The 14,631-nt window shown below is 68.9% G+C and carries 17 protein-coding genes and 1 pseudogene; 8 read left to right on the top strand and 10 right to left on the bottom strand.

Annotated features, from left to right (window positions below; all coding sequences use genetic code 11):
• From ACZ3HV_RS26885 to ACZ3HV_RS26870, 4 genes are all read right to left on the bottom strand, one after another.
• Positions 1-272 (bottom strand): helix-turn-helix domain-containing protein (locus ACZ3HV_RS26885; RefSeq protein WP_465687845.1); only part of this gene is annotated, 272 nt, incomplete at its 3' end.
• Positions 273-304: 32 nt separating this feature from the next.
• A complete protein-coding gene (locus ACZ3HV_RS26880; RefSeq protein ID WP_465687843.1) occupies positions 305-547 on the bottom strand; it encodes a hypothetical protein in 243 nt (80 codons plus the stop codon).
• Positions 548-583: 36 nt separating this feature from the next.
• Complete coding sequence (locus ACZ3HV_RS26875) at positions 584-1,729, bottom strand: ROK family transcriptional regulator (RefSeq protein WP_465687841.1); 1,146 nt, start codon at positions 1,727-1,729, stop codon at positions 584-586.
• Between the two features lie 207 nt (positions 1,730-1,936).
• Positions 1,937-2,491 carry a TetR family transcriptional regulator gene (locus tag ACZ3HV_RS26870; RefSeq protein ID WP_465687839.1) on the bottom strand — a complete coding sequence of 185 codons (555 nt, stop codon included), beginning with the start codon at positions 2,489-2,491 and terminating at the stop codon, positions 1,937-1,939.
• 82 nt (positions 2,492-2,573) lie between these two features.
• On the opposite strand from ACZ3HV_RS26870, the gene ACZ3HV_RS26865 reads away from it, so the two are divergent.
• Entirely contained in the window at positions 2,574-3,404 is an 831-nt protein-coding gene (locus ACZ3HV_RS26865; RefSeq protein WP_465687837.1) for an oxidoreductase, read from the top strand.
• On the opposite strand, the gene ACZ3HV_RS26860 is transcribed toward ACZ3HV_RS26865, so the two are convergent.
• Entirely contained in the window at positions 3,401-4,102 is a 702-nt protein-coding gene (locus tag ACZ3HV_RS26860; RefSeq protein ID WP_465687835.1) for a GAF and ANTAR domain-containing protein, read from the bottom strand. The two genes, ACZ3HV_RS26865 and ACZ3HV_RS26860, sit on opposite strands and share 4 nt — an antisense overlap.
• A gap of 160 nt (positions 4,103-4,262) precedes the next feature.
• Here ACZ3HV_RS26860 and nhaA point away from each other — a divergent pair, with 160 nt between their 5' ends.
• From nhaA to ACZ3HV_RS26840, 4 genes are all read left to right on the top strand, one after another.
• On the top strand, positions 4,263-6,149 hold the full coding sequence (gene nhaA / locus ACZ3HV_RS26855) for a Na+/H+ antiporter NhaA (protein WP_465687833.1): 1,887 nt from the start codon (positions 4,263-4,265) through the stop codon (positions 6,147-6,149).
• 88 nt (positions 6,150-6,237) lie between these two features.
• Complete coding sequence (locus tag ACZ3HV_RS26850) at positions 6,238-6,705, top strand: rhodanese-like domain-containing protein (RefSeq protein WP_465687831.1); 468 nt, start codon at positions 6,238-6,240, stop codon at positions 6,703-6,705.
• A gap of 371 nt (positions 6,706-7,076) precedes the next feature.
• Entirely contained in the window at positions 7,077-7,625 is a 549-nt protein-coding gene (locus ACZ3HV_RS26845; RefSeq protein WP_465687829.1) for a hypothetical protein, read from the top strand.
• A gap of 255 nt (positions 7,626-7,880) precedes the next feature.
• The gene (locus tag ACZ3HV_RS26840) at positions 7,881-8,255 is read left to right on the top strand and encodes a hypothetical protein (protein ID WP_465687827.1); all 375 of its coding nucleotides are present in this window, start codon (positions 7,881-7,883) and stop codon (positions 8,253-8,255) included.
• On the opposite strand, the gene ACZ3HV_RS26835 is transcribed toward ACZ3HV_RS26840, so the two are convergent.
• From ACZ3HV_RS26835 to ACZ3HV_RS26825, 3 genes are read right to left on the bottom strand one after another with little or no spacing between them, the layout of a single operon-like run.
• Entirely contained in the window at positions 8,207-8,737 is a 531-nt protein-coding gene (locus ACZ3HV_RS26835) for a tetratricopeptide repeat protein (RefSeq protein WP_465687825.1), read from the bottom strand. The genes ACZ3HV_RS26840 and ACZ3HV_RS26835 overlap by 49 nt on opposite strands.
• Entirely contained in the window at positions 8,734-9,108 is a 375-nt protein-coding gene (locus tag ACZ3HV_RS26830; protein ID WP_360366646.1) for a DUF1622 domain-containing protein, read from the bottom strand. The genes ACZ3HV_RS26835 and ACZ3HV_RS26830 overlap by 4 nt, the downstream gene beginning before the upstream one ends.
• Before the next feature lie 16 nt (positions 9,109-9,124).
• Positions 9,125-10,411, bottom strand: a complete 1,287-nt coding sequence (locus ACZ3HV_RS26825; protein WP_465687823.1) for an FAD-binding oxidoreductase — start codon at positions 10,409-10,411, stop codon at positions 9,125-9,127.
• 75 nt (positions 10,412-10,486) lie between these two features.
• Between ACZ3HV_RS26825 and pdxR the strand changes: the two genes are divergently transcribed.
• Positions 10,487-11,929 carry a MocR-like pyridoxine biosynthesis transcription factor PdxR gene (gene pdxR / locus ACZ3HV_RS26820; protein WP_465687821.1) on the top strand — a complete coding sequence of 481 codons (1,443 nt, stop codon included), beginning with the start codon at positions 10,487-10,489 and terminating at the stop codon, positions 11,927-11,929.
• A gap of 51 nt (positions 11,930-11,980) precedes the next feature.
• Positions 11,981-12,715: a GNAT family N-acetyltransferase gene (locus tag ACZ3HV_RS26815; RefSeq protein ID WP_360366641.1), complete on the top strand. Its 735-nt coding sequence runs from the start codon at positions 11,981-11,983 to the stop codon at positions 12,713-12,715.
• Here the strand turns inward: ACZ3HV_RS26815 and ACZ3HV_RS26810 are convergent.
• A complete protein-coding gene (locus tag ACZ3HV_RS26810) occupies positions 12,705-13,640 on the bottom strand; it encodes an MBL fold metallo-hydrolase (RefSeq protein ID WP_465687819.1) in 936 nt (311 codons plus the stop codon). The two genes, ACZ3HV_RS26815 and ACZ3HV_RS26810, sit on opposite strands and share 11 nt — an antisense overlap.
• Positions 13,641-13,778: 138 nt before the next feature.
• Between ACZ3HV_RS26810 and ACZ3HV_RS26805 the strand changes: the two are divergent.
• Positions 13,779-13,904, top strand: a pseudogene (locus tag ACZ3HV_RS26805) (helix-turn-helix domain-containing protein); the annotation flags it as partial.
• Here ACZ3HV_RS26805 and ACZ3HV_RS26800 read toward each other — a convergent pair.
• On the bottom strand, positions 13,905-14,405 hold the full coding sequence (locus tag ACZ3HV_RS26800; RefSeq protein WP_465687865.1) for a hypothetical protein: 501 nt from the start codon (positions 14,403-14,405) through the stop codon (positions 13,905-13,907).
• Positions 14,406-14,631: the final 226 nt, after the last annotated feature.

The raw sequence follows: 14,631 nt of genomic DNA, 5'->3' as shown, positions 1-14,631 counted from the left end.
GCCACCTCATCGACCGTGGCCGGCCGGCCCGGCTTCGGCCGGTCGTCCAGCCCACCCAGGCCCTCGGCCGCGTAACGCCTCTTCCACCCGATCACTGTCGGCTTGGACACCCCGACCCGCGCCACGATGTCCTTCACCGCCACCCCATCAGCCGCCAGCAGCACGATCCGCGCCCGCTGCGCCAGCCCCGCCCGCATCGACGGCGAACGCATCCACGACTCCAACACCTTCCGATCCTCGACCGGAACATCCACGGTCACAGTCAACGCCATAACCCATGATCCCACGGGGTAAAGCTATTTCGTTACCGCGACACTAGCCGCTGGGCGATGACATCGCCGTGCTGCGTGGTCACCGTCAGCCAGATGTCCCCGGCGACCTGCGCTGCCAGCCGATCCACAGTCGCCGGGTCGTCAGCGAGCGCGAACAACTCCCGCTCGCGTCCGGGCAACCGCAGTACGGCGGCGACAGCGTCGTCGTACTCGATCAGTGGTTCCAGTCCGCGGCACAGCCGCCACCCTTCCAGCCATCGCCTCACCAAGTCCATGGCCGCGAGTGTAACTGTTTATCAGCTAATAGTCAGTTACTCAGATCCGAGCACGAAGGTCTGGATCGCGACCACCGCGGCGCCGCGGGCCCATTCGCTGAAGTCGGCGGGCTGCAGCACCATCGGCAGTTCCGCGGCGGACGGATGGCGGTCCGCGTGCAGAGCGGCGAGCAGCTCGTCGTGCGCGACCTCGGCGAGCCGGACGCCTTCGCCGCCGAGAACGACCAGGTCAGGCATGGTGAAGTTCGCGGACGCCGCGATCAGCTTGCCCAGCGCGCGCCCGGCCCGGTTGATCACGACGCTGGCCTGGGGATCGCCCTTCGCCGCGAGCTCGAGGGCCTCGTCGTAGTCGACCGCCCGGCCCAGCGCCGTACTGACCTGCTCGGTGATGGCGCCCACAGTCAGCAGACTGAGCGCGCAGCCGTGGTGGCCGCGGTCGCACCGCGGACCGTCCGGGATCAGCGGGTGGTGCCCGATCAGGCCGATGGTGACGTCCGGGCTGTCGACGGTCCGGTCGTGGACGACGAGCCCGTACCCGACGCCGGCACCGATCGTGAGCAGTACGAAGCGGTCCGAGTTCCGGCCGGCGCCGAACCAGTGGGTCGCCTCGGTCAGCGAGGTGAGGTCGTTCGCGATCACGATCGGGACGCTGGTGTGGGTGGCGAGGATCTCGCCGAACGGTACGTCGACCCAGTTCAGGTACGGGCCCCAGCGAACCTCGGACTGGTTCGCGACGCGACCGCCGAGGGAGACGCCGAGCCCGGTGATCGGGGTCCTTCCCGGCACCTGGACCGCGAGATCGTCGGTGAGCTCGAGGACCAGCTCGGCCACCACGGACGGAGTCGGGTCGGTCAGCGGTCGCTCGGCACTCGCGATCACCTCGGCGCGCAGGGTAGTCAGTACGCCGATCGCCGTGTCACCGGTGAGTTTGATGCCGACGAAATGGTGGGCGGCCGGATCGAGGTCAAGTGGCTGCGACGGCCGGCCGACGCGGGCGTCCGTGGGCCCGGCGGCGACCTCGACCAGCAGCCCGGACTCGACCATCGGCTTGGTCAACCGGGTCAGGCTGCCCGGCGACAGTCCCACCCGGCGGGACAACTCCGCGCGCGATAGCGGACCGTCTCGCAGGATCTCCAACGCAACCTGCCGCGAAGGTCCTGAGAGCGGCCGCCACTCACCCATCTCGCCAGCGTAACCGTGCAGGCATGAGTTGGACGCCGGGACGTGACCCGGTCCGCGGTTCTGGCCGCACAAATCCCGGCGTCAAGCTCAACTCAACGGCGTTTAGATGTCCACACCCCTCGAAACGGTGAACAACGTGCTGGCGCGGTACCCAATTCCTTTCGAAGTATGCACCCGATTTCGGTGGATGCCTCCTGGACAACGGTGTCAGATTCGGCCTCGCGTCCGGAGTCCGGGCAGGACCAGCGTGAGCCAGCGTGCGCGAACGTCGGCCGGCTGGTCGGTAGGGGCGGACGAGATCAGTAGATAGAAGTCGTCGACGGTGATGTCCGGGTGCAGATCGCCGTCGGCCTGGGCGATCTGGATCAGACCGCCGAGCGCTGCGCCGGCCCGGTCCTCCGCGGCCTGGTCGCTGGGATCGGCGCCGAGGGCGCGGGCGGCGGCTTTCACCGCGTGATCAGTGGCGGAGGCCTCGAGGACCCGGCCGAGCAGTTCGGTGATCTCGTCCATCGCGTGGGCGCCGGCCCGGACCCTTCCGGCGGCGGCCTCGATGTCGTCGGCGACGTGCCCCAGGTACTCCGAGATGACCGCGCTGACCAGGTCGGTCTTGTTCGGGAAGTGCCGGTACAGCGTGCCGACGGCGACCCCGGCCGCGGCAGCGATCTGGTCCATCCCGGCGTCCGGCCCGTTCCGGGTGATCTGGTCGCGGGCGGCGTCCAGGATCTTCGTCCGGTTCCGGACCGCATCGGCGCGCGGGCTCATAGATCTCCTTGAAATATTGTGAACCTACGTTCATGATAATCGTGAACCGGAGTTCATCTTAACCCCTCAGGAGTGCTGACCCATGACCACCAAGACCGTGCTCGTCACCGGTGCCTCGTCCGGCATCGGGGCGGCCACCGCACGCAAACTGCACGGGCTCGGCTACACGGTGTACGGCGCGGCCCGCCGGCTGGACCGGATGAAGGACCTCGCCGACGAGGGCATCCGGCTGCTCGAGCTCGACGTCACCGACGAGGACTCGCTGCGCGCCGGCGTCCAGCGGATCCTCGAGGAGACCGGGCGGATCGACGTACTGGTGAACAACGCGGGCTACGGGTCGTACGGCGCGGTCGAGGAGGTGCCGTTGTCCGAGGCGCGGTACCAGTTCGAGGTCAACGTCTTCGGGGCGGCGCGGCTGATCCAGCTGGTGCTGCCAGGCATGCGGGCGCAGCGGAGCGGGACGATCGTCAACATCAGCTCGATGGGCGGCAAGATCTACACGCCGCTCGGTGGCTGGTACCACGGCACCAAGTTCGCCCTCGAAGCGCTGAGCGACTGTCTCCGCATGGAGGTCAGGCCGTTCGGGATCGACGTGGTCGTGATCGAGCCTGGCGGCATCCGGACCGAGTGGGGCGGCATCGCGGCCGCCAACCTCCGCAAGACGTCCGGCTCAGGCGCCTACGCCGCCCAGGCCGACGCGATGGCCCGCTCGATGGACTCCGAGGCCAGCGACCGCCGCAGCTCTCCACCCGAAGTCATCGCCGACACGATCGCCAAAGCCGTCACCGCCCGCCGACCGCGCACCCGCTACGCCGCCGGTTTCGCGGCCAAGCCGCTCATCGCGCTCCGCCACCTGCTCCCGGCCCGCGCCTTCGACACAGTCATCCGCCGCGCCACCGGCGTACCTGCTTAGTGAGGGAGTTTCCGGGTGTCGATGAGTTGCAGGGCGACGTCGCGGAGTTTGGTGTTGGTGTCCTGGGAGTAGCGCTTGAGGATGGCGAACGCGCGGTCGCCGTCGACGTCGAAGCGTTCCATCAGAATGCCCATCGCCTGGCCAACGAGCTTGCGGGCGTCAACGGCCTGGGCCATGGTCTCTTCGTGCCGGGCGGAGGCGAGCGCGACTGCGGCGTGCCGGGCGAGGATGTGGGCGATGGCTTCGTCGTCGGCGGTGAAGGCGTCGGGGTCGGGGTTGTAGAGACCGAGGACGCCGACGGTCTGGTGGGTGCCGCTGCCGGTGGCCAGCGGGACGTCGAGGACGCTGCGGACGCCGAGAGCGGCGACCTTGGCGGCCCATTCCGGCCAGCGCTCGTCGGTGGTGGTGTCGCGGATCAGGATCGTCGAGCGCTCGCGCATGGCCGAGACCAGCGGGCCGTTGTCGCTGCTGAGTTGCAGGTCGTACACGTCGGCGACGACGGAGTCGGTGACCGCGGCGATCTCCGGGTGGGAACCGCGGGTGTACAGGGCGACGCCTGCATGGGTGCAGTTCAGCGCCTGCAGGGCGAACTGGACGACCGCATCGATCGTCTCCTCCACCCCCGGCGCATCGTGCAGCTCGATCGCCAGCCGCGCGAACGCGTCCGCGGACGTCGCGACAAGGTCTTGCTCGGACACAGGGGACTCCAGTCGTGCTCAAAGCCATCAAAGCCATCGGGCACCCCGTGGCTGGAGTGGTCCTCAGGGGACATCATGCAGCCCAGGACCCCGGAAACGTTAGCTGAACCGGCAGCTGAAATTTTCTGGGTCCCTCAACCCATATCGATAGAGTGATCCCATGACGGACTTCTCGGCGCTGCTGAGCGGCCGGACGCTGTGGCGGCGGGAGTTCGCGGCACCGTTGCGCGCCTTCCTGCGGACCGAGGCGGGCAGCTCCGGCGTCCTCGCCGCGGCGATCGTGGTCGCCTTGCTGTGGGCCAACGTGGCGCCCGGCATGTACGACGAATTCTGGCGGACCGAGCTGTCGATCGGGCTCGGTCACGACGTCCTCAGCCTGGACCTGCGGGAGTGGATCAACAGCGGCCTGATGACGCTGTTCTTCCTGGTGGTGGGCCTGGAAGCGCGCCGCGAGTTCGACCTCGGCGACCTGCGCGACCGCAGCCGGTTCGTGCTGCCGCTGCTGGCCGGTGTCGCCGGGATGATCGCGCCGGTGCTCATCTACCTGGCCTTCAACGCCGGTGGTGCGGGCGCGCACGGCTGGGGTGTCGCGATGTCCACCGACACGGCGCTGGCGCTCGGTCTGCTCGCGCTGGTCGGCCGGGGCGTGCCGGACCGGGTCCGGGTGTTCCTGCTGACTGTGTTCGTGGTCGACGACCTGCTCGCGCTCGTCGTGATCGCGGTCGTCTACAGCGAGGACATCAAGCTGATGCCGCTCCTGCTGGCCGTCGCGGCCTTCGGTGTCGTGCTGGTGCTCGCCTTCTTCCACGTCCGCAAGGCCTGGATGTACGTCGTCCTCGGTGTCCTGATGTGGTCCGCGTTGCTGACCAGTGGCGTCGATCCGGTAGTCGCCGGACTCGCGATCGGGCTGACGGCTTCGGCGTACTCGCCGGGTCGTGAGGAGCTGGAGCAGGCAACCGGTCTGTTCCGGTTGTTCCGCGAGCAGCCGACCCCCGAGCTGGCGCGCACCGCGACCGTCGGGCTGACCTCGACGATCTCGCCGAACGAGCGGCTGCAGTACCTCTACCACCCGTGGACCAGCTACCTGATCGTCCCGCTGTTCGGCTTGGCCAACGCCGGCGTCACGATCGATGCGGACTTCCTCGGCCGCGCGTACACCGCACCGATCACCCTCGGCATCCTGGTCGGATACGTGGTCGGCAAGCCGGTCGCGGTAACGACGGTGTCCTGGGTGCTGGACCGCGCCACCCGGGGCCGGTTCCGGCCGCAGGTCGGCTGGGCCGCGGTGGTCGGCAGCGGCACCATTGCCGGTATCGGCTTCACGGTGTCCTTGCTGATAGCAACGATCGCGTTCGAGGGGCCGCAGCTGGCGGAGGCCAAGGTCGGCCTGCTGTCGGCGGTCGTGGTCGCGTCGGCCCTTACCTGGCTGGTGTTCCGGGCGGCCAAGCTGCTGTCACCGCCGAAGAAGGCGCTGGCGCTGCTCGGCGATGCGGAGCAACTGCTCGACCTGACCGACCCGGTCGACCCCGAGCGCGACCACATCCGCGGCCCGGAGAACGCGTCGGTGACCCTGGTCGAGTACGGCGACTTCGAGTGCCCGTACTGCGGACTGGCCGAGCCTGTTGTCCGTGACCTGCTGCAGGACGACGACCTGCGGTACGTGTGGCGGCACCTGCCGCTCAGCGACGTCCACCCACGCGCGCAGATCGCGGCGGAGGTGTCCGAGGCCGCGGACGCGCAGGGTGCGTTCTGGGAGATGCACGACATGCTGCTCACGAACCAGGAAAACCTCCAGCCGGCGGACCTGATGCGGTACGCCGACCAGCTCGGCCTGGACACCGCGAAGCTGCACGACGACGTCAAGCGGCACGTGGCGGCCGCCCGGGTCGCGCAGGATGTGGAGTCCGCGGACACGAGTGGCGTGTCCGGGACGCCGACCTTCTTCGTCAACGGGCAGCGGCACTACGGCGCGTACGACGTCGAGACGCTGAAGACCGCGATCAGGGTCGCCAGGGCCCGCGCCAAGATCAGCGATCGGCGTGGCTGAATTTTGTCGCACCAGGGCATTCCTGCCACTGTCGCTGCGTGCCGCGGATAGCTGACGCTGGTGGCTCCCGATCACGAAGGAGCCTCGCATGACCGTTCAGACCTCGGCCATCCTGCAGACATCCGCCGCCGCGGCGGAGGCTGCCGTCGCGCACTTCGCCGGGCGGTTGTCGTTCGAGGCGGATGTGTCGGACGTGGCCGCCGACATCGGCGCCGGCGTGACCGGGTGGGTGCTCGTCGACACTCGCAGCCAGGAGAGCTGGGACCAGGGCCACGTGCCGGGCGCTCTCCACCTGCCGACCCGGGAGATCGCGGGCCGCGCGGCGTCCGTCGTACCGGAAGGCGTCACGGTGGTGACGTACTGCTGGGGGCCGGGCTGCAACGGCGCGACGAAGGCCGCGCTGGAGTTCGCCAAGCTGGGCTATCCGGTGAAGGAGATGATCGGCGGCTTCGAGTACTGGGCTCGCGAAGGGCTGCCGGTGGAGACGGCCGACGGGATCGACCGGCGCCTGCCCGATCCCCTCACCGCGCCCCGTGGCGTCGCGTGTGCCTGCTGACAGACCGGGTCGTCATCCGCGGGCGAACGCCGCCCGTACCTCCTTGTCGAGGTCGGCCCAGGGATCGCCGGAAACGCGGCCAGCGTTGCCCACGGGCGTACGACGTCGAGCGCAGGCCACTCCTGCCACTGCGGGCCCTTCAGGTCCGTGTTGGGGTTGATCGGCGAGAGCTCGGCGTGCTCGGGGATGATCCCGAGCGCCGCCAGGATGCGCGCCGGCATCGGGCCAACGCTCCACCTCATCGGGGTGGAATCGGCGTCCGCGTTCACCCCCGCCGGGTGAGGCGCAGGCGTGACGTGCCGCCCAGGCTGGAAGCTACAAACGGACGCCCTTGGTTGCGCGGGAAGGGGCTCAGCGGAAGAAGGTTGAAGATGGCAATCGGACCAGTGCAGCTCATCGTGCTGGGGTTCTCACAGCCTGAGTTTCACGGTGAGATCATTGCTGAGCTGGAGCGGCTGCGGGAGAGTGACACCGTCCGGGTGATCGACTCGCTGGCGGTCTACAAGAGCGCGGACGGTGAGCTGGAGGCGGAGCATCTCAGCAACCTGTCCGAGCAGGAGGCGATCGAGCTCGGTAGCAAGATCGGGGCGCTGATCGGCCTGGGCTTCGAGGGCGAAGAGGGCATGGTGATGGGGGCGGAAGCCGGCGCCGAGGCCGTGGAGGAGGAGGGCGGCCTGAAGGTGTTCACCGAGGAGGAGGCGTGGGATGTGCTCGAAGACATCCCGAACGACTCCGCGGCGGCGCTCATCTTGCTGGAGCACCACTGGGCTGTGCCGCTCCGGGATGCGATTGCCCGGGCGGGCGGCTTCCGCATCAGCGACGGCTTCATCAGCCCGTTGGATCTGGTCGGGCTCGGGCTGATGTCGGCCGAGGAAGCCAAGGAAGTGCACGACATGGAAAAGGCAGGCGCCGCCAGCTGACCATGCGGTGTCTCTAGCACCAGGAGGAAGCAGATGTTCGGATCACGCAGGGTCGCACGCCGTACGGGGCGGCGTACCGCAAGGCGGGTTTCCCGCAGGTAACGGATCACACCCGGCGGGCCCTGTCCGCCGGGACCACTGCCCCCACGCGCAGGGGCCGGGGTCGGGGGTGAGCGCGGTGCGTCAGCAGGTCGGCCGGCGGCACCGCGCGGACCGCCTGGGGCTGACCTCGTCGTCTCGAAACTGCGCCGTCCCGTGGTCCGGCTCGGGACGGTGCGCCGTTCGCCGCTGATCGAGCGGCTGGCGCGAGGCGACTCGCGTCCGGTCGTGTTGATGGTTGCGCCGCCGGGTTACGGGAAAACGACGGTGTTGTCGCAGTGGGCCGAGCGCAACGCGGTGGCCGCGCGGCTGGTGCTGCACCGGGCCGACCGGTCGTGCGCCCGTGCGGAACTGACCCGGGCGCAGCGCCTCCGGCCGGCCTTGACATACGCCGTGCCGCACCTCGCCGCACAAACCCGGATCGAGCTCGCGGACCATCGAGGAGATCCGCTCGCTGTCCCCGGCGAGCTGGAGCTTCTGGATCAGAGACCGGCCAGGTATTCGGCGTTGCCGCGGATCGCCGCCTCGTAGCGCTTGATCTCAGCGCTGTCGACCCGGTCGGCGATGACCAGCAGCAAGGTGGCGAGCGCCTTGTCCTTCTGGCCGGCCGCGTGCAGGGTCAGCGACTTGAACACCCGCAGCGAGTCCGACTCCGGGAACTCGGCACACGCCTGCTTGAAGATGTACAGCGACTCGTCGAACCGGTCGAGGTTGCGCAGCGTGCTCCCGTACTGCAGGAGGCACTTGCGGCGGATCTCTCCGGTCAGGTGCGGCAAGGCGCGCTCGTAGTACTCGATCGCCTTCTGCTCCTGGCCGTCGGTGTCGTACGACCCGCCGACCTCGTAGAGCACGTACGGGTTGTCCGGATGCTCGGCGAGCAGCTTCTCGAAGAAGTCGATCGTCGGCTGCATGTTGTCCCGATCCCGCCGCGCGAACGCCGCCTCGATCGTCGCCGCCAACTCCGGCGTCAGTTCGGCCGGGGCCGCGGGCTGGGGAAGATCCTGACTGGTCACCCCTCCATCATGCCGCGCGTGTCACGCTCATTTCGCCGGCGCTGCTGCCAGGGCCAGGCGCCGGAGATCTCGACCTCGAGGGCGAAGCTGAGCACGGTCCGGATCACCACGATCAGGCCGAGGACCAGGACGGTCTCGAGGGACGTCTCGACGATGATCGTGCGGATGATGTCGCCGACGATCAGGATCTCCAGGCCGAGCAGGATGACCCGGCCGAGGTTGACCCGGAGTTGCTGATAGCTGCCCGTGCCCTTGCGGAGGAGGTCGATCACGTAGCGGACCAGGACGACGGCGAGCCCGATGGCCATGATGAAGACACCGGCGCCCTCGATCACCCGGGCGACATCGGCGAACACCGCCTCGAAGTCCACCCTCAACAGGTACCAGTCAGGCGGCGGTCTCGGCGGTCGCCTCGCCGGGACGGATGTTCTGGTTGAGGTGGAAGACGTTGGCGGGGTCGTACGCCGTCTTGAGCGCGGTCAGCCGGGCCAGCTTGGCCGGCGGGAACGCGCGGTTGATCGGGTCGCCGTTGAGCGTGTTGACGTAGGCCCCGCTCGCGTACACCTCGAGCGTCGCGGCGTACTCGCGCAATTCGGCGATCCGCGTCTCGTCCTCGGCCGGGTCCTCCCAGCGCGTCGCGGTGACGAACTCGAACAGCGTGTCCCGGTGGCTGAAGGCCGCGTCGTCATCGGGTACGTCGGCGATCGCGCCGCCGTACGCCTGCAGGCTCGCGGAGACCCCCGGTGTGCGGAGCAGCGCGCGGATCGCGTCGTCGGGCAGCGCCTTGAAGTAGTGGCCCTTCCAGTACCGGCGGTACCGGTGTCCCTGCACGTTGTCGTCCCGCGTCTGCAGCGCCAGGTACGACGTCTCTTCCACGGACTCGTCGCTGACCGGACCCAGCGCCCGGAACGTCGGCAGCAGTGCATAGCCGCCCTCGCCGACCCACATGTAGCCGACGGTGATCGAGTCGGCCTTGATGCTTGCGGTGAACGTCGCCTCCCGCGGCGCACTCGCGTTCAGTTCGCGCCACCCCCGCAGCACGTCGAACCCCGCCGACGCCGGGTAGGTGAACTCGACGCTCAGCGCCCGCGTCCCCACCTGGTGCAGCCGGAACTCGAACGACGTGACGATCCCGAAGTTCCCGCCACCACCGCGCAGGCCCCAGAACAGCTCGGGGTTCTCGTCGGCACTCGCCCGTACGACCGAACCGTCCGCCGTCACCAGTTCGTACGACGCCACGTTGTCGCAGGCCAGACCGAACCGACGGGCCAGCCAGCCCATCCCGCCGCCGAGCGTGAGCCCGCCGACGCCGGTGTGCGACACGTTCCCGGCGGTCGTCGCCAGGCCGTACTCCTGCGCGGCCTTGTCCAGCTCGCCCAGCAGTGCACCGCCCTGAACCCAGGCCAGCTGCCGCTCGGGGTCGACCCGGACCGCGTTCATCGGCGTCAGGTCGATCATCAGTCCACCCTCGGGTACGGCGAGACCGGCGATGTTGTGTCCACCGCAGCGGACCGCGATCTCGAGACCGGCGGACCGGGCGAACCGGAATGCGTCGACCACGTCCTCGGTGCTCTCGCACCGGGCGACCACGGCCGGGCGGCGGTCGATCATCGCGTTCCAAACGGTTCGGGCCTCGTCGTACCCGTGGTCGCCGGGGCGCAGCAGCGTGGTCATCGGTCTCCCTCTTCTCTGATCGGCTTGTGCTCATAACCCTGACAGCGAAGCGGTACTCCGATAAGGTCCAGTTGCGTGAGCCGAATCAGGACCAGTTCGGGGGCCGGCGAGTTGCTGGTCGAGCTCCGGCGGGACACCGGCGTACCGCTGCACCAGCAGCTGGAAAGCGGAATCAGGACGCGGATCCGGGCCGGTCTGCTGCGCGCGGACACCGTGATGCCGTCGACCCGGGCGCTCGCGCAGGATCTCGGGCTGTCCCGCGGCGTCGTTGTCGAGGCCTATCAGCAGCTGGTCGCGGAGGGGTACCTGATCAGCCAGGGTGGCGGCTACACCCAGGTCGCCGATATCGCGGTGGTCGAGGCCACAACTTTGAAGGCTTCGGTGAGTGGTTCGCCGCGGATCGACTTCCGCTACAGCCGGCCGGACGTCTCGCAGTTCCCGCGTGCGGCCTGGCTCCGGTCGATCCGCCGGGTCCTGAACGAGACGCCGTACCGCAGCCTCGCGTACCTCGACGGCCGCGGCACCATCGAGCTCCGTACGGCGCTCGCCGACTACCTGAACCGGGTGCGCGGTACGGCGGCCCGCCCGGAGCACATGCTGATCTGCAACGGGTTCGCTCAGGGATCGCGGTTGCTCCTGCAGGTCCTGGCTGCCCAGGGCTATCGACGGCTCGCGGTCGAGGACCCGTCCGACAACGACCTACGGGACGTCGCGGCGAAGGCCGGCCTCGAGACGGTCGGCGTACCGGTGCTCGAGTCGGGGATCGATGTCGGCGCGCTGGAGCGGTCCGGGGCGGACGTCGTACTGGTGACGGCGGCGCATCAGTTCCCGACCGGGGCGGTGGCGTCGGCCGAGACGCGAGCGGCCTTGGTGGCGTGGGCGGCGCGGGGTGACCGGCTGATCTTCGAGGACGACTACGACGCGGAGTATCGGTACGACCGGGAGCCGATCGGGGCGATGCAGGGGTTGGCGCCGGATCGCGTGGCCTACGCGGGTACGGCGAGCAAGACGCTGGCACCCGGGTTGCGATTGGGGTGGCTGATCCTGCCGGCCCGGTTGGTCGAGCCGATGGCGGACGCGAAGCTGATGGACGATCGTGGTTCGCCGGTGTTCGATCAGCTGGCCTTTGCGGACTTCGTTGCCCGGGGTGAGTTCGACCGGCATCTGCGCAGGATGCGGCCGCGGTATCGCTTGCTGCGGGACACGCTGGTGGACCGGTTGGCGGCGCGGTTGCCGGAGTTCAAGCCGGTCGGCGTGTCCGCCGGGTTGCACGTGATGGCGTTCCTGCCGCCGGATCTGGCCGAGGAACCACTCGAGGCGGCCGCCCGCGAACGCGGGCTCGGGGTCTACGGGCTGGCGCCGTACTGGGTGTCGGCGCCGGGACCGGCGGGGCTCGTCTTCGGGTACGGCTCACTCACTCCGAATGAAGTTGTCGAGGGCATCGATCTGCTGGCGGACACGATCTCGACGCTTCGACGTTCGCCCGCCTCACTCACGCCGCAGGCCGCCTCTGAATAGTTATCCAGTCTATTGCAATTCAATCCGGAGGCTTCTACTCTTGGCTGAGTGATGACCGCTGCTCGGATCAACCATCTGATGAACCAAGGCTGGCCCGCCGCGCACAGCGCGGAACTGGATGGCTGGCTGGTGCGACGCAACTCCGGCGTCACCATGCGAGCGAACTCGGTGCTGCCCGCGCGTGCGCCGTTCGACCTCGGAAAAGCCTTGGATTACGTGGAAAGCCTGTATCTGGCGCACAGCATCACGCCGTGCTTCCAGATCAGCCCGGCTGCTCAGCCGACCGACCTGGACGCTCACCTCGAGGCGCGTGGCTACCAGGTGCGAACGCCGACGCTGGTGCAGTGCGCGGAGATCTCCGAGGTCCTCGCCAACCTTCCCGCATCGACCACCGAAGTGAATATTTCCTCGGAGCCGTCCGATGCCTGGATGGATTTCTGGTGGAGTGGCGACGGCCACGGTGGTGGCCCCGTCGAGCAGGCGGCCGCCCGCCAGATCCTCGACGGTGGCCGGGCCCTGTATGCCCTCGTCCCTGACGTGAAGGCGATCGGGCGGCTCGCCCTGGTCGACGACACCGCCGGGTTGTACTGCCTTGCCGTCGACGAGCAGTTCCGCCGGCAGGGCCTCGCGCTCGCCGTCATCCGTGCTTTGTTGCAGGAGGCAATGACTGGCGGGGTGCGCTGGGTCTGGCTGTCCGTTGTCGAGGACAACGAGCCGGCCCGGGCCCTGTACGACCGCCTGGGTTTCCGGACCGTCTCGCAGTACCACTACCGCGTCAAAGCGTGATCGTCTCCAGGTGATCGAGGACGACGAACTCGGCGCCGGCCTTCTCCACCGACGCGCGGACCGGCGCCAGGTCGGTCCAGGGGACGCTCGGCTTGTCCAGCGGCTTGTCGAAGTCGTCCCAGTGGGTCGCGATGACCTTCTGGACCTTGATCGTCTGCAGCAGCCTGTCGGTGATGCCCGGTTCGCCACCTGGTGCCGCGAAGGCCACGTCGACCTGGAGTCCGCGCAGTGCGTTCGGGTCGAAGTTCGCCGTACTCAGACTGAGGAAGCGCAGGCCGCCGATCGTGATCACGTAGGCGAGCGTGCCGCCCTCGACCAGGTCCTCGATCACCCGCGGGCGAGGCGGTACGGACTCCAATCGGTAGCCCGGGTACGCGTATGTGTGCCGCTTGCCGCTGCACGAGTGGAGCGACGGGAACACCTCGACGGTGAAGCCCTCGAACGGCAGGTACTCGCCGCCGCGCACGGGTGACAGCAGTTCGGCGGGCGTGCGCATCGCGCGCAGCAGGTTGACGTGCGTCTGGGTGCCGAGAACGGTCGCCTGCGTTTTCTGCGCGACGTACGGCACGTCGGCCATGTGGTCGTAGTGCCCGTGGTGGACGAGGATCGCGTCGGCCGTGGTGAGGTGGCGGTCGATCACGTCGGGCTTGATCACCAGCTTGGTCTTCGGGTCCGCGCCCTCGGGGGTGAACGTGCCGGTCTTGAACCGGGTGAGCCAGGGGTCGGTCAGTACGACGCTGTTGCCGGACCGGAGCTCCCACGCGTGGGTCCCGAACCAGGTGATCTCCACTGGCGTCCTTGGTGTGCCCTGGGTTGCTTGGGTGTCCGCCTGTGTTGCTGTTTGGGTGTCCGCCGTGGCTGCCTCCTCGCGGGTCGCCGCACCGATCACGCCGGCTGCTCCGACCGCGGCCGCCCCCGTCAGCATGCCCCTCCGACTCACCTTCACCCTGTCTCCTCTCGTCGTACCGGAGCCCATAGTCAAGGCGAGGCTGCTGGAGGGTGTCGAATATGCTCTTACGCATGCACCGATTGTCTGGAGATATAACCCCAGGTCAGCCGGGTCATGCTAACTGAACGGCATCTGCAGATCTTCATCGCGCTCGCCGAGGAACAGCACTTCGGCGATGCGGCCCGTGTCGTCGGCATCACCCAGCCGCCGCTGTCGCAGGGCCTTCGCCGACTGGAGGCACTAGTCGGCGCCAAGCTGTTCGAGCGCGGCCAGGGCCGGGTCGAGCTGACCTCGGCCGGTGCCGCCCTGCTCCCGTACGCGCGGCGCGCACTGACCTCGATGGAGGAACTGCACCAGGCCGCGGTCGCCCGCGATCCAGAAGGCCCCGAGATCCGGCTCGGCCTCGCCCCGGAGGTCCCACCGTCGGCCGGCGCCGCTGTGGCCGCGGCCAGTGGTGCGGTGATCCCGGGCAGCCGGGTGACGGTCGTGTCCGCGCCGACCAGTTCGCTTGTCGGCCAGGTGTCCGCGGGCCGGCTGACCCTGGCCGTCGTACAGCATCCCGCCGTACTGGACGGCCTCGAAGCGGGCGCGATCACGCTCCTGCCAACCTGGGCGCTGGTACCCACCTCGGCGATCCCAGACGATGGCGCCGATGTGAAGCTCCGCCAGTTGAGTGGTCTCCCGGGTAGCCGTCCGCCCGCGAGCCGAAGCGCCCGCGGCCCGGGATCTCTTCCTGGACACGCTGGCCCTACACCGCCCAGACGGCGGAACAGTCGTAGTCACCGACGAACGAGCCGGCTTGGCAATGGCCGCCGCAGGCCAGGTAATCGTAGTAACAGCCGATCCCGCCCTGTCCGCCCCCGGCGTAGGTCGCCACCGCCTGCTCGACGACCCACTGCCGCTCCGACTCCGACTCGTCTGGTCCCGAACCCGCACCCCCTTCCTCCGCCCAACAGACGCAATGACC

Source organism: Kribbella sp. NPDC020701 (assembly GCF_055562215.1).
Note: the sequence above shows the minus strand (reverse complement) of the source record. Positions and strands in the feature narration are given on the sequence as shown.

Coding starts and splice junctions, on each gene's coding strand:
- ACZ3HV_RS26810 (WP_465687819.1), bottom strand. CDS start 13,640: ATGCTGACGGGGGCGGCCGCGGTCGGAGCAGCCGGCGTGATCGGTGCG.
- ACZ3HV_RS26815 (WP_360366641.1), top strand. CDS start 11,981: ATGACCGCTGCTCGGATCAACCATCTGATGAACCAAGGCTGGCCCGCC.
- ACZ3HV_RS26870 (WP_465687839.1), bottom strand. CDS start 2,491: ATGAGCCCGCGCGCCGATGCGGTCCGGAACCGGACGAAGATCCTGGAC.
- ACZ3HV_RS26880 (WP_465687843.1), bottom strand. CDS start 547: ATGGACTTGGTGAGGCGATGGCTGGAAGGGTGGCGGCTGTGCCGCGGA.
- ACZ3HV_RS26875 (WP_465687841.1), bottom strand. CDS start 1,729: ATGGGTGAGTGGCGGCCGCTCTCAGGACCTTCGCGGCAGGTTGCGTTG.
- nhaA (WP_465687833.1), top strand. CDS start 4,263: ATGACGGACTTCTCGGCGCTGCTGAGCGGCCGGACGCTGTGGCGGCGG.
- ACZ3HV_RS26865 (WP_465687837.1), top strand. CDS start 2,574: ATGACCACCAAGACCGTGCTCGTCACCGGTGCCTCGTCCGGCATCGGG.
- ACZ3HV_RS26845 (WP_465687829.1), top strand. CDS start 7,077: ATGGCAATCGGACCAGTGCAGCTCATCGTGCTGGGGTTCTCACAGCCT.
- ACZ3HV_RS26850 (WP_465687831.1), top strand. CDS start 6,238: ATGACCGTTCAGACCTCGGCCATCCTGCAGACATCCGCCGCCGCGGCG.
- ACZ3HV_RS26825 (WP_465687823.1), bottom strand. CDS start 10,411: ATGACCACGCTGCTGCGCCCCGGCGACCACGGGTACGACGAGGCCCGA.